General features: G+C 39.1%; 15 protein-coding genes. 12 read left to right on the top strand and 3 right to left on the bottom strand.

Translation table 11 applies throughout. The features are described 5' to 3' along the window. Positions 1 to 22 precede the first annotated feature (22 nt). The 8 genes from DW019_RS02655 to DW019_RS02690 all read left to right on the top strand — a co-directional run bounded on the left by DW019_RS02655 (position 23) and on the right by DW019_RS02690 (position 7029). Positions 23 to 544, top strand: coding sequence for a GNAT family protein (locus tag DW019_RS02655; protein WP_118442441.1), 522 nt, complete (start codon positions 23 to 25; stop codon positions 542 to 544). Between the two features lie 84 nt (positions 545 to 628). Then, positions 629 to 1159 (top strand): hypothetical protein, encoded by a 531-nt coding sequence (locus DW019_RS02660; protein WP_147324427.1) that lies wholly within the window; start codon positions 629 to 631, stop codon positions 1157 to 1159. A 567-nt stretch (positions 1160 to 1726) separates the two neighbouring features. Then, entirely contained in the window at positions 1727 to 2281 is a 555-nt protein-coding gene (locus tag DW019_RS02665) for a hypothetical protein (RefSeq protein WP_117478869.1), read from the top strand. A gap of 107 nt (positions 2282 to 2388) precedes the next feature. After that, the gene (locus tag DW019_RS02670; RefSeq protein WP_118442443.1) at positions 2389 to 2583 is read left to right on the top strand and encodes a hypothetical protein; all 195 of its coding nucleotides are present in this window, start codon (positions 2389 to 2391) and stop codon (positions 2581 to 2583) included. A gap of 39 nt (positions 2584 to 2622) precedes the next feature. Continuing rightward, positions 2623 to 2859 carry a transcriptional regulator gene (locus DW019_RS02675; protein ID WP_226947549.1) on the top strand — a complete coding sequence of 79 codons (237 nt, stop codon included), beginning with the start codon at positions 2623 to 2625 and terminating at the stop codon, positions 2857 to 2859. Further along, positions 2852 to 3697 carry a KilA-N domain-containing protein gene (locus DW019_RS02680; RefSeq protein ID WP_055264007.1) on the top strand — a complete coding sequence of 282 codons (846 nt, stop codon included), beginning with the start codon at positions 2852 to 2854 and terminating at the stop codon, positions 3695 to 3697. The genes DW019_RS02675 and DW019_RS02680 overlap by 8 nt, the downstream gene beginning before the upstream one ends. Before the next feature lie 61 nt (positions 3698 to 3758). Continuing rightward, entirely contained in the window at positions 3759 to 5438 is a 1680-nt protein-coding gene (locus DW019_RS02685) for a recombinase family protein (protein ID WP_118442444.1), read from the top strand. Between the two features lie 235 nt (positions 5439 to 5673). Next, the gene (locus tag DW019_RS02690) at positions 5674 to 7029 is read left to right on the top strand and encodes an FAD-dependent oxidoreductase (protein WP_118442445.1); all 1356 of its coding nucleotides are present in this window, start codon (positions 5674 to 5676) and stop codon (positions 7027 to 7029) included. Here the strand turns inward: DW019_RS02690 and DW019_RS02695 are convergent. Next, positions 7020 to 8351 carry an MATE family efflux transporter gene (locus DW019_RS02695; protein WP_118442446.1) on the bottom strand — a complete coding sequence of 444 codons (1332 nt, stop codon included), beginning with the start codon at positions 8349 to 8351 and terminating at the stop codon, positions 7020 to 7022. The genes DW019_RS02690 and DW019_RS02695 overlap by 10 nt on opposite strands. A 159-nt stretch (positions 8352 to 8510) precedes the next feature. Here DW019_RS02695 and DW019_RS02700 point away from each other — a divergent pair, with 159 nt between their 5' ends. Beyond that, on the top strand, positions 8511 to 9146 hold the full coding sequence (locus DW019_RS02700) for an HD domain-containing protein (RefSeq protein WP_022377902.1): 636 nt from the start codon (positions 8511 to 8513) through the stop codon (positions 9144 to 9146). Here the strand turns inward: DW019_RS02700 and DW019_RS02705 are convergent. After that, positions 9143 to 9958: a zinc dependent phospholipase C family protein gene (locus DW019_RS02705; RefSeq protein WP_118442447.1), complete on the bottom strand. Its 816-nt coding sequence runs from the start codon at positions 9956 to 9958 to the stop codon at positions 9143 to 9145. The two genes, DW019_RS02700 and DW019_RS02705, sit on opposite strands and share 4 nt — an antisense overlap. A 75-nt stretch (positions 9959 to 10033) precedes the next feature. Between DW019_RS02705 and pgeF the strand changes: the two genes are divergently transcribed. From pgeF to DW019_RS02720, 3 genes are read left to right on the top strand one after another with little or no spacing between them, the layout of a single operon-like run. Next, positions 10034 to 10864, top strand: a complete 831-nt coding sequence (pgeF, locus tag DW019_RS02710; RefSeq protein WP_243024084.1) for a peptidoglycan editing factor PgeF — start codon at positions 10034 to 10036, stop codon at positions 10862 to 10864. 4 nt (positions 10865 to 10868) lie between these two features. Continuing rightward, positions 10869 to 11492, top strand: a complete 624-nt coding sequence (locus tag DW019_RS02715; RefSeq protein ID WP_022377899.1) for an epoxyqueuosine reductase QueH — start codon at positions 10869 to 10871, stop codon at positions 11490 to 11492. Next, positions 11483 to 12466 (top strand): FAD:protein FMN transferase, encoded by a 984-nt coding sequence (locus tag DW019_RS02720; protein ID WP_118442448.1) that lies wholly within the window; start codon positions 11483 to 11485, stop codon positions 12464 to 12466. Before DW019_RS02715 ends, DW019_RS02720 begins: the two co-directional genes overlap by 10 nt. Here the strand turns inward: DW019_RS02720 and DW019_RS02725 are convergent. Beyond that, entirely contained in the window at positions 12463 to 12723 is a 261-nt protein-coding gene (locus tag DW019_RS02725; RefSeq protein WP_118442449.1) for a DUF4321 domain-containing protein, read from the bottom strand. The two genes, DW019_RS02720 and DW019_RS02725, sit on opposite strands and share 4 nt — an antisense overlap. Between the last annotated feature and the right edge of the window lie 128 nt (positions 12724 to 12851).

Consider the following 12851-nt stretch of genomic DNA (forward strand, 5'->3'; position numbering starts at 1 on the left):
AAGTGTTACGGAGGTATGGAAAATGCGACTGAGACCATATAAGAGCTGCGATGCAAAAAAGATTATTAGCTGGATAAAAGATGAGGAAGTTTTCCTTAAGTGGGGCGGAGATCATTTTGGTTTATATCCTATTAGCGCTGAGATTATAGATAACAAATATTTGAACGATAACGGCGATTGCAAAGAGGAAGATAACTTCTATCCTTGGATTGCATTTACAGATGAGGACGGCGTTATCGGGCATTTTATCATGAGATATATTCATGGGAATAACAAAGTTCTTCGTTTTGGCTGGGTTATAGTTGACGACTCCATCCGAGGAAAAGGTTATGGAACAAGTATGTTGCGAACAGGATTGTATTACGCTTTTAACATCCTAGGAGTCCATACTGTAACAATTGGTGTATTTGAACATAATGATATAGCTCATAGCTGTTATAAAAAAGTTGGCTTTGTTGACAAAGAGATTGTTCCACATGAGAGAGACAACATTATTGAAATGGCCATTACAAAAGAGGATTATCTTCTTTTGACAAAGTTGTAGTATTTTTTTCTTCCACTTCACATTTCGAGTAAATTATATTATTATATTATTCGAACAAATATTCGATTTGGTGGGTGAGAGAGATTGAGACGAAGAGATATAATGTCAACCTATTGTACTGCCAGTAGTTCAGATAGGTTTGAATTTCTATATGAGTATTATCATAATTACAAAAATATATTAAGCTGTGAGAGACACTGCGTTATTTATATGATTGAAAGTTTTATGATGAAGAATCATTGGGAGAAGTATTGTAAGTATTATAACAGCTTAAACAAAAATAGCCTGATAACTCGCATCTCTGAATGCATGAGCAAGGGAGAGGCAATAGATTTTGTGTTTGGGGATGAAGAACTTCCGGAATATATTTTAGATTCTTACAAGAACTACATAGCCATGAGAGTCGATTTTCGAATTTTTGCCAACGCGCTTAATAGCATTGGCGGTAAAGATGAAGAATTGCTTCGCAGGTATGTTATGAGAGAAATTGATCTTCAGGGAATTGCTACAGAACGGACAATTGCTTATGAGACTGCAAAGGGAAAAATTAGAGATTTAAAGAAGCTATTGAAGGAAAGAACTTTGAGTTTTCTGGAAGAAGGGAAAGTGGCATAATTAACGACACAACACATCGACGACACAAAGTCGACACCATTTGTCCCTTTTCAAAAGAAAAAAGGTGTGATATTGTTATACTCGCAAGAGATATAGCTTGCAGATAAAAACAAATATAAAGCAATAAATCATTACCGTGCACAATAATGATTTGTTGCTTTTTTTATTTGTGAGGAAGGCGATGTAATTTTGAGTGGTGCAGGAGCAAGACTCCGCCAGGATGCAAGGGCAGAGCCTTTGCCTGGGTGCAGGGAGAGTTCCCGCTCGGGTCCAGGTGGAAAGCCTGGTAGGTCCAGGACAAGGTCCGGTCTGGTCAAGGGTGAAACGTATTGTGGGGTTAAGGGGCAACGCCCATTAGTCCGTCCAGGGTGACAACCTTGGCCCAATAAAGTGTTGGACGCGACACTTAGTATTGGGTTATTATCTGTAACGCTCTGCGCAGAATTAACGGCTTCGCCGGGAAAAGCAAGTTAATCTTTTTAGAAAAAATAAAAAATGAATAGTGGCATATTAAGAGGAATCGAATAAAATCGGTTCCTTTTTTGTGCGAGGAAGGAGAATTATTTAATGGCAAAACAAAAAGTAAGAGCGACCAGGCACAATGGTCGTAAAGGTGAAAATGGCGTTTTTAAGGCTGGACACAATGACAGATCATTTGATGTTGATGCAGCTGAACATATTGATCCAAGCAGAAGTTTCATGAATGTGTACTGGGACATGTATCAAGGATATAACATTGCCGGTGCAGATGGGGTAAGACCTGAAAGACGATTTTCATTTGAAGAAATTGAAAAAGCATTTTATAGTAATCAATTTGGGGATTCACTAGATGCACAGGAGGAGGGAAATAATATCCTGGCATTTATGAAGTCTGAAGGTTATCTACAATTTGAAATCGGGAAGAAGATTTCATCAACGGATTTTTATAATATCTATGTAAGCTGGTGTGAAGATAACCTTGAAAAATCGAGGGCTTCTGCCGGCTTTTTGCATTATATAAAGGAGAATCAGAAAAGATATGGACTTATTTATGATGCGAAATGTATTGGTAATCGTCGAGGCTTTCACAATGTATGCAAAGCGGAGTTTACGCCGGTTGCCGGCAAAACACCGTTTGACTGATATAGGTAAAATACCTGCTCATGCTGCTCAGCCTGATATATATGGAGCAGTGTGAGCAAGATGAGCGGACTTTTTAGAACATTGATTAGAAAATACGGAGGAAAATAATGATTAGTATGACAAGACAACAGCAGGGAGACTTTAATCGCTGCTGTGATTTTTTAGCAAGAATGATTGAGAAATATGGAGATAGCATAGAACTTGGAACCGCGCAGAAAGTAGCATTGATATATGAGTGGACTAATGCGCCTGGAGACAGGCAGGATTGTATACTTAATCTTGAATATTCACGTGTTGCGTGATAATATAATATTGACGCTTAGCGTGAAAGGAGCAAAGATATGGCAGATTATATTATGAATGATGATAGAGACGCAAAAGATATTTTAATTGAACTAAGGGAAAGTACCGGCATGAACAGGCATCAGTTTTGTGAGTACTTTGAAATTCCCTATATGACAGTTAGTGACTGGGAGCATGGAAAGAAGCGTGTTCCTAAGTACTTTCTGCGACTGCTTGAGTATTATGTGAAGGCAGAGCAGATGAATAAGGCGAAGGAGGAACAGAATAATGGCTAAGAATAGAGTTATTACAGTTCAGGGAATACCGGTTACGGTATCGTATGAAGACATAGATGACTATATCTGTATTACAGATATAGCAGCTGCTAAATCGGATAATTCGCGAGCTGCGGATGTTATTCGAAATTGGTTAAGAAATAGAAGCACTTTGGAATTCTTATCAACATGGGAAGAAATATATAATCCGAATTTTAAAGTGTTCGAATCTGAACACTTTAAAAAAGAGGCAGGACTTGTTACATTTACACCAAGCGTATCAGAATGGGTAGAAAAAACTAATGCAGTTGGACTGTATGTTAAACGTGGAAAATACGGCGGAACATTTGCGCATAAGGATATTGCATTTGAATTTGCTTCTGCTATCAGTCCGGTGTTCAAATTGTACCTGATCAAAGAGTTCCAAAGACTAAAGGAAGCTGAAAATGATTTGCAGAAGTTGGAATGGGATGCAAAGAGATTTCTATCCAAGAATAATTATTTAATTCAAACGGATGCGGTTAAGAATTATTTGATTCCTGTATGCAATTATCGTGAGGATTTACAGTGGCTTCCTTATGCAGAAGAGGCGGATTTACTTAATGTAGCATTATTTGGTTTTACTGCAAAAGCTTGGAGAGAGGCTAATCCAGAGCTTGCAAAAAAGAGTAATGTTAGGGATTATGCAACAATAAATGAATTAACTGTTCTATCGAATCTTGAATCGCATAACGCACAAATGATTCGAGAGGGAATGGATAAGAAAGATAGATTCGAAGCGTTGAAGGAGATTGCAGAGTATCAACTTCGAGTCCTAAATGAGGCTGAAAAAATCAGCAATAGGATTGAGGAACAATAGTATTCAACCATTTTGTCGGCATTGGCAAAATGGTTGATATATATTTTGGAGGAGTGATTATTTGAAAAAGCAACGATGTTACATATATACAAGAGTATCTACTGCCATGCAGGTCGATGGGTTCAGTTTAGATGCTCAGAAGGAAAAACTTAAGAAATATGCTGATTATCAGGACATGGTTGTAGTTAGAGAGTTTTCTGATGAAGGTAAATCCGGTAAAAATGTTGATGGCCGTCCACAGTTTAAGGAAATGCTTGAACTAATTGAAGCAGGCACAGATGATATTGACTATGTTCTTGTTTTTAAGCTTTCTCGTTTTGGAAGAAATGCCGCTGATGTACTTAGCTCACTGCAAAAGATGCAGGATTTCGGAGTCAATCTGATCTGTGTTGAGGATGGCATTGATTCTTCTAAGGATGCCGGCAAGCTTATGATTTCGGTTCTATCAGCTGTTGCAGAAATTGAAAGAGACAATATTCTTGTTCAGACTATGGAAGGTCGTAAGCAGAAGGCCAGAGAAGGAAAATGGAATGGTGGTTTTGCTCCATATGGATATAAGCTTGTGGATGGATCATTATTTATTGCGGAAGATGAAGTGGAAGTAATAAAAATTATCTTTGATAAATATATCAATACAACTATGGGAGTAGCAGCAATTGCTGCGTTTCTCAACGAAAGTGGTTATGTGAAAAAGAAACGCCAGAATAATACGATTGATGGCTTTGCGGCATCCTTTGTCAAAGGTGTAATTGATAATCCTGTTTACTGCGGTAAATTAGCCTATGGAAGAAGAAAAACAGAGAAGGTCCAGGGAAAAAGAAATGAGTTTCATGTTGTAAAACAAGATGAATTCATGGTTGTAGACGGAGAACATGAAGCAATTATCAGTGCAGAAGAATGGAAGGCGGCTCAGGATAAGAGAAAAACTACGGGAGTGAAGCGCGTTAAGACGCATAGCCTTGAACACGAACATATTTTGACCGGTATTTTAAAGTGCCCTGGATGTGGTGCCAATATGTATGGTAATGTAAATCGTAAGAGACATCCAAAAGGTGGCACTTATAGAGATTATTTCTATTATGCCTGTAAGCATCCTACTGGGACCACGGGACATAAGTGCGATTACCATAAGCAATGGGGACAGGATATTGTAAATGATGCAGTAGCTGAGCTGATTAAGAAAATAGTTACTTCTCCGGACTTTGAAAAGGGTATCAGAGAGAAGATTGCAGCCAGAGTTGATACCTCTGAACTGGAGCAAGAGCTTGATGGATTAAAGAAGAAAATGAGGCAGCTTGAGGTGTCAAAGGACAAGATAGCTATCCAGATGGATAATCTTGATGTGACAGATTCCATGTATGAGAAGAAATATGATGACCTGCAAAAGCGTTTTTATGATAAATATGATGAAATGGCTCTGACAGAAAATCATATGGATGAAATACAGAGTCGCCTGGCACATATTCGAAGAAAGCAGTTGTCAGGGGACAGAATCTACAATTTCCTAATTGCCTTTGATAAGTTATATGATAAATTATCAGATGCAGAGAAGAAGGAATTCATGGGAACCTTCGTGGAAAGCATTGAGCTTTATCCGGAACGCCTTGAAAATGGCAAGTTTCTAAAACATATACACTTCAGATTCCCAGTATATTATAATGGTACTGTGATAGATGATATAAGTTGGGAAAATGAAAGTACCGTTGAAACTGTGGTTCTCTTGTCTAAAATAAAAAAGTGATTGATTGGAGTGGAAGACATTCAAAGCATTAATTGTTCGTTGCCAGTTCCTTTGGATTACGGAAAATAAAAAAAGTGGCAACAAACCCTTGACACAAGCACACACATACTACTCTTTTTAATATCTTTATATATTTTATATAATTTCGCTAGGAAAAATAAAAAAACATTGAAATAGTTATCTAATAGTGATATAATTATGACAAAATATTGCATAAAGAAAGAAAATAAACTATATGAAAAAAGTAATCGTTATAGGGGCGGGCCCGGCAGGACTTACGGCGGCGTATGAGATACTAAACCGGACGGATTCCTGCCAGGTGCTTGTATTAGAGGAAAAAAATCAAATTGGTGGATTAGCAAAAACGGTAGACTTCCAAGATTATCGAATGGACTTGGGAGGACATCGTTTTCTTATGGTGAATGAAAAAGTTTTAGATTGGTGGAATCAATTTTTGCCTTCAAGAGGAGTAAACTATATCAAGCGTATGTTTCAGAGAAAACAAAAATTAAAACTGTATTATAAAGGGAATTATGTTAGTCATCCGATTTTGTTTGACCGAAAATTCAGAAATCAGGTTGGTAGTTTTTGTACCTTAAAATGTATATGTGGCTTAATAAAAAGTAAAATAAAGAAGAGGAAAGAACATACATTAGAAGATTACTACATGAATCGGTTTGGACAAACTATTTATCAAACCTTTCTGCAGGATTATATGGAAAAATGTTGGGGAGAATCTCTAAAAAATCTTTCCTGTGAGCAGGGAACAATGCATGGGGAAAATCGAGTTCAGACAGAATATTTTCTCTATCCCAAATTGGGAGCCGGTCAAATGTGGCAGGAGGTTGCAGAGAAGATAAAAAAAAGAGGTGGAATTATTGAATTGGGAGCAGTGGTAGACTCACTTGTTTTAGATAATAATATGCTGAAAAAAATCAGTTATATAAAATCAAACGGAAAACGAGTATTTGAGGAGGCGGATGTTGTCATTTCAACTATGCCTTTAAATACATTGTTTGCCAATATGACGGGAAGTGTTCCAATCTCTTTGCGGATGATTGCTAACGGATTAAAATACCGAGACTGTGTGATTATGGGACTGTGTATTAAGTGGCCGGAATTGTCGAATGGGGCATTTTCCATGGAAAACATTCCGGAGCGTATGATTTATGTGCAGGATCCGAAAATAAAACTTGCCAGAATTCAAGTCTATAACAACTGGTCGCCGTATCTTGTGAAAAAGAAAAATGAGTTATGGCTGGGACTTGAATTTTTCTGCAAAGAAGGAGACGACTTCTGGAATTTGTCGGAGGATGAGTGTGCGAAAATTGCCGTGTCCGAGTTGAAAAAAATTGGATTTATTGAATCGGGCAGAGAAGTAGTCTGCTATCATAGAGAGTATGTTCCGAAAGCTTATCCGGCGTATGCCGGCAGCTACGAAAAGAAGGGAGAATTACTTTCTTTTGTTGATGGAATAAAAAATTTATATACGATTGGCAGAAACGGTTCTCATTATTGCTACAAAATGGATGAGACCGTTCTTAATGCGATGCAGGCGGTAGATAAAATCTTTGCCGAACATCAGAAATAATGATAGCGGGAGCGCTTTTTAATGATGCAGATGGCAGTGACGACTAAGGTAAGCAGTTCTGCTAAAAGAACCGATGACCAGATACCGTCAATCGCAAAGAAAATGGGCAGAATCAGGACAGCGCTGACTTGAAATACAAGGGTTCGCAAAAAAGAAATCAGCGCCGATAATAGTCCATTATTTAAGGCTGTGAAAAATGAGGAGCCGTAAATATTAAGTCCGCACACAAGAAATGTTGTGCAGTAAATTCGAAAGCCATGTCTGGTTAATTCAAACAAATCCACATCATATCCAACAAAAATGCGGGCAAGGGGTGTCGCAATCAACTGGGCGAGTATGAACATGAAAATGCCACAGATACCGGTAAAACGCAGACTTTTATTCAACAAATTCTTTAATTCTTTGTGATTTTGTGCGCCATAATGGTAACTGACAATAGGAGCACTGCCGATGGAATATCCAAAATAAATCGCAACAAAAATAAAATTAACATACATAATTGTTCCGTAAGCAGCTACGCCGTTTTCGCCGACAAAGCGCATAAGCTGGAAATTAAATAGTGTGTTTACTATGGAACTGGATAAGTTTGTCATCAACTCCGAGGAGCCATTTGCACAAGTCTTTTTCAGGATAAAAGGATACCATTTGGTTTTTCCTAAGCGAAACGGACTTGAATTTTTGGCAGCAAAATAAATTAATGGTACAAAGCCGCCGATACATTCGCCACAGACGGTTGCAATGGCGGCACCGACAAGTCCCATGCCAAACACGGCGATAAACAGGTAGTCCAGCACCATATTCGTAACACCGGCAAGAACAATGACGAGTAAACCAAGTTTTGGCTTTTCCGCCGTGACAAAAAAGCACTGAAATACATTTTGCAGCATAAACGGTGTTAATGATAAAAATGTAATGCGCCCATACAGGGTACAATAGTCTAAAAGGTCTCCGGAGGCGCCAAGTGCGATGCTGACCGGTCTTGCAAGTAAAATTCCAAGGACACTTAAAACGATGCCACCAAAAATCGTCAGATAAATGAGCATGGAAAAGTACCGATTCGCTTCTTTTTCTTTTCCTTCGCCTAAAGTTTTTGCTACAATGGCACTGCCGCCGGTTCCGACCATGAAACCAAGGGCGGAGAGTGCCATAATAAACGGCATAATGAGGTTGATTGCGGCAAACGCTGTCTTTCCGGCATAATTGGACACAAAAAGACCATCCACTACGCCATAGATGGATGTGAAAATCATCATGACGATGGAAGGAAAGACAAAACGTAATAATTTATTATAAGTAAAATGTTCGGATAACTGAATTTTCATACTAAACTCCTTAAATCAAATCGTATTGCCTACTGTAACATACAAATCGGTCTTTTGTCAAACATTGGTATTGATTTCTTTGCACAAATGGGGAAAGCTGTGCTATAATACTGATTTGGAAGAAAAATCAGAAAAAACACATTGGAAATGGAGCAAATCATGAAACAGCATCGTAAGATGTTCCAGTATGTGGAAGAAATGCTTTACAGCTATGACCGCAGAAAGGGCGATAAGAGTAAGAACAAAATTGAATATGACCGATACGCCCACACACTGCGGGTTTATCAGTGGATGCTCCGCATTACGAGAGAGTTAAAGGATGACAGTTTAGATGTTGAATCCTTAAAGATTGCAACAATTTTCCATGATGTAGGATATGCCGTGCAGGGAGATGAAGGACACGCCAAAGAAAGTGCCGCTATTTGCAGAGATTATTTGGAACGGCGTCCGTATACGCCCGAGCAGATTGATTTTATCTGCTATTTGATTTTAGAACACCCAAATAAGCGGCTTTTGCATGAGAAAACAACGCCACTGGAGTTGGTTGTTCTGATGGAAGCGGATATGTTAGATGATACCGGGGCAATGGGAATTGTACTCGATTCGTGGATTACATCCAAAGAAGAAAATCCATCGTTTAATGAGGTTTGCAGGCATTTTGAAAAATATACCTACCGTCATATGAAACAGATGGATTTTGTGACAGCACCCGGCAAGCGTTTCTGGCATGAAAAGAGAACGCTTGTGTATGAATTTTTGAGGCAGTACCGCAGGGATTTAGGTTTGATGGATTAGTCAAGCGGCTCGTTACTTTTGAGTGTCGTGTGAAAGCGCTTGTGAAGTGGTTTTCCCTGCGTCACACTTTTGTGAAAATCCAAAATCAATTCATTTGCCAAAGAAATCGATTTTTTATAGTGTTTTAAGAGGACGGCGTTGGTGTGTTTTGCGTAGGATTTGGCACAGAGTGTCATCATGTGTCCCTCAAGCTGTTTGTAGTGGAATGTGATTTTCATAAGCAGACGAATCACAAACCGTTTCAAAGAGCAGCCACAGGTTAGAAGCTTCTTATAAAAACGCATGCCCGAAAGAGCTCGTTTGATTTTATGTTTTGATAGAGCAAATGGGCGGTATACTTCGTAAATGGCATGGATAGTGGCTTTATCGTTTGGTATCATGTGCCAGATAGGATAAGAGATGGCATTGTAACCATCTTTTTTCAGCAGAAACCGGTCAAACTCATTTTCCATTACCAGATGATTTTTTCCGGCTTCCGTAGATTTTGGAATGATATAGGTATGACATTCACTGTCTAGCACAAAATGACAGATATAGCCGAGCAAATAGGCATAGGCGGCAGAGTCTGTACCAAGTTTTCGGATGATGGGCTGTTCGTAAGCAAGAAAGGCATCGAACGCATGACTGTGCTGGTGATAGCCTAATTGGTTGGTTTTACATTTTAATAAGGGATGATAAAAAAATAAAAAATCCGGTCCCTGCAATCCGATACGGAATGCGGCAGGGTGTCGGCGAATGGTATTTTTAAGTGGTTTGGGAAGTATTTTTTGTACTTCTTTGCCAAAGGAATTATGGGCATAAATACAAGGCATAATCAAAATCTCCTTTCCATGTATGAAATTAGCATTACAAATTTCACTTATAAGTATACCAGACAGGAGGAAAATATGTGCGAGAAAATGATAAAAAATGAAAAAGATGGTGTGGTATATTTAACGTTCCCTCTTTTTGAAAAGGCGGGAATCAAACACGGTTTTTCTACGAAATTAGGCGGTGTCAGTGTGGGAGACTGTGCGACTATGAATTTAAGTTTTACAAGAGGCGATGATGAGAAGGCCGTGCTTGAAAACCATAGAAGATTTGCAAAAGCCGTCGGTTATCCGGTGAAAAATGTGGTGCTTAGTAATCAGGTACACGAGACAAAAATTTTACGCGTTGATGAAAAAGACTGTGGCAAAGGTGTTGTGAGAGAATCGGATATCATTGGCGTCGACGGATTGATTACGAATGATAAAAAAGTAGTTTTGATGACTTTTTTTGCGGACTGTGTGCCGTTGTTTTTCTATGACCCGGTAAAAAAGGCAATTGGGGCAAGTCATTCCGGCTGGCGGGGAAGTGTAAAGCGAATCGGGGAAAAAACGGTGCGCCGCATGGAAGAGGAATTTGGCTCCAATCCCAAAGATATCCTTGCGGTAATCGGACCATCGATTTGCAAAGATTGCTACGAAGTGAGCGAAGATGTTGCGGCTGCTTTTCAGAAAGAATTTAAAGAGGAGCAGTGGCAGGAGATTTTAGAAGAGAAACCGGCACATAAATATCAGCTCGATTTATGGCGGGTAAATGAAATTATATTAGAAGAAGCCGGTATCCCGAAAGAACAGATTGAGGTGAGCGGCGTATGCACCTGCTGTCATTTCGACTGGCTGTTTTCCCACCGTGCGACCGGTGGCAGACGGGGAAATTTAGCAGGCGTCATAACTTTAATGGAAGGAGAATGAGACCTTGAACCGCAGAAATTATCAGAAAGAACTGGATGAATTATTGGCATCGTTTTCAGAAAAAAAACGATTATTTCTTCATTGCTGCTGTGCACCATGCAGCAGTTATGTATTAGAATATCTGCATGATTTTTTTGATATTACGGTATTTTTTTATAATCCGAATATTTCGGAAGCGTGTGAGTATCAAAAAAGAAAAGAGGAGTTAAAGCGTTTTTTGCAGACAGCTCCTTTTGGAAAAGAAATTCATATGCACGATGCCGATTATGAACCGGAGCTTTTTGAAAAAATGGCAAAAGGGCATGAAAATGATCCGGAGCGGGGGCCAAGATGCGCAAAGTGTTTCAGACTCCGGTTGGAGGAAACCGCAAAATACGCAAAAGAGGGTACGTATGACTATTTTTGTACGACACTTTCCATCAGCCCTCATAAAAATGCGGATTTATTAATGCAAATTGGAGAAGAACTTTCTGAAAATTACGGCGTTCCCTATCTGCCATCGGATTTTAAGAAGAAAAATGGGTATAAAAGAAGTATTGAACTGTCAAGAGAATACGATTTGTACCGGCAGGATTTTTGTGGCTGTCGTTTTTCAAAAAAGGCAAAGGAGGACATGCGATGCGAGTGAAACAATGGATTTCTCTTTTCTTGTGTGTCATCATTCTTCTTCCCGGATGTGCAGCTTCTGAGGAAAAGAAGACAGAGCGTGAAATTTTTGCCATGGACACGATTATGAATCTGACTTTTTACGGAGAAAACGGAGAACAGGCGATGACAGCGGCTGTTTCCGAAATTCAGCAGTTAGAGAAAACTTTATCCGTTACCAAAGCAGACAGTGAGATTTCAAAGATTAATGCTGCAGGTGGGAAAAAAGTCACAGTTTCGAAGGAAACATATGACTTACTTTCTGCTTGTATTCAATATGGAAATGATACGGATGGGTTGTTTGATATTTCAATTTACCCGCTTGTGAAGTTATGGGGATTTACGACAGAGAAATATCGTGTGCCGGACAAAGCCGAAAAAGATGCTGTTATAAAAAAGATTGATTATAAAAAGATAGAACTTCTTTCGGATTGTCAGGTGAGGATTCCATCCGGCATGGCAATTGATTTGGGAGCGGCGGCAAAAGGCTATCTGTCCCAGAAAATTATTGATCTTTGCAAAGAGAAAAAAGTTATTTCCTGTATTCTTTCCTTAGGTGGAAATGTGCAGACAATCGGCATGAAACCGGATGACACGGAATACACGGTAGGAATTACGGACCCATCCGATGGAAGCAGTATTTATGGCACGGTAAAGGTAAAGGATAAGGCGGTTATTACCAGTGGGATTTATCAGAGAAATTTCAAAAAAGACGGAAAACTGTATCATCATATCATGGATAAAAGAACCGGTATGCCGGCAGATAATAATCTGGCATCGGTTACGGTAATTGCGGAAAATGGGGCGATGGCGGATGCGTATGCGACCGCACTTTCAGTTATGGGAGAAGAAAAGGCAATTGCTTTTCAAAAAAAACACCCGCAGATTCAGATTATTTTGATACGTAAAGACGGTACCTTTTACCAATCTGAAAAAGCGGGAATGATAAAATCCTAGATAAAGTGGTAAATAATAGCGGCAACAATAATTCCGATGATACTGCCAATGGTGAATTTGATTGTCAGTCCGAAAGTCAGAACCAATACGCCTAAGTTTAAGGTAAGTGGTTTTGTTAATCCGAAACTTTTTCCAAAATTCAGCCACGACAGGCCGGCAACTCCGCTTGTCAGCTGGCTGATAAAGCTGCCAAGAACAACACCTGCTAAAATCAGTAAAAAGAGTGCCCAACCGTTTTTCCCTGCTCCTCTTGCCATGATGCACCTCCTTATGTAATCGAAATCTATCTTTTAGCATACACTATTTTTTAGAAATCTGCAAAAACTTTTTACGAAAAAAAGGAAATAATATCCTTATGTTGTAATTCTTTTAATGTAGTTGTTTT

It is taken from the genome of Clostridium sp. AF37-5, assembly GCF_003477605.1.
Taxonomy (GTDB): Bacteria; Bacillota; Clostridia; order Lachnospirales; family Lachnospiraceae; genus Eubacterium_F.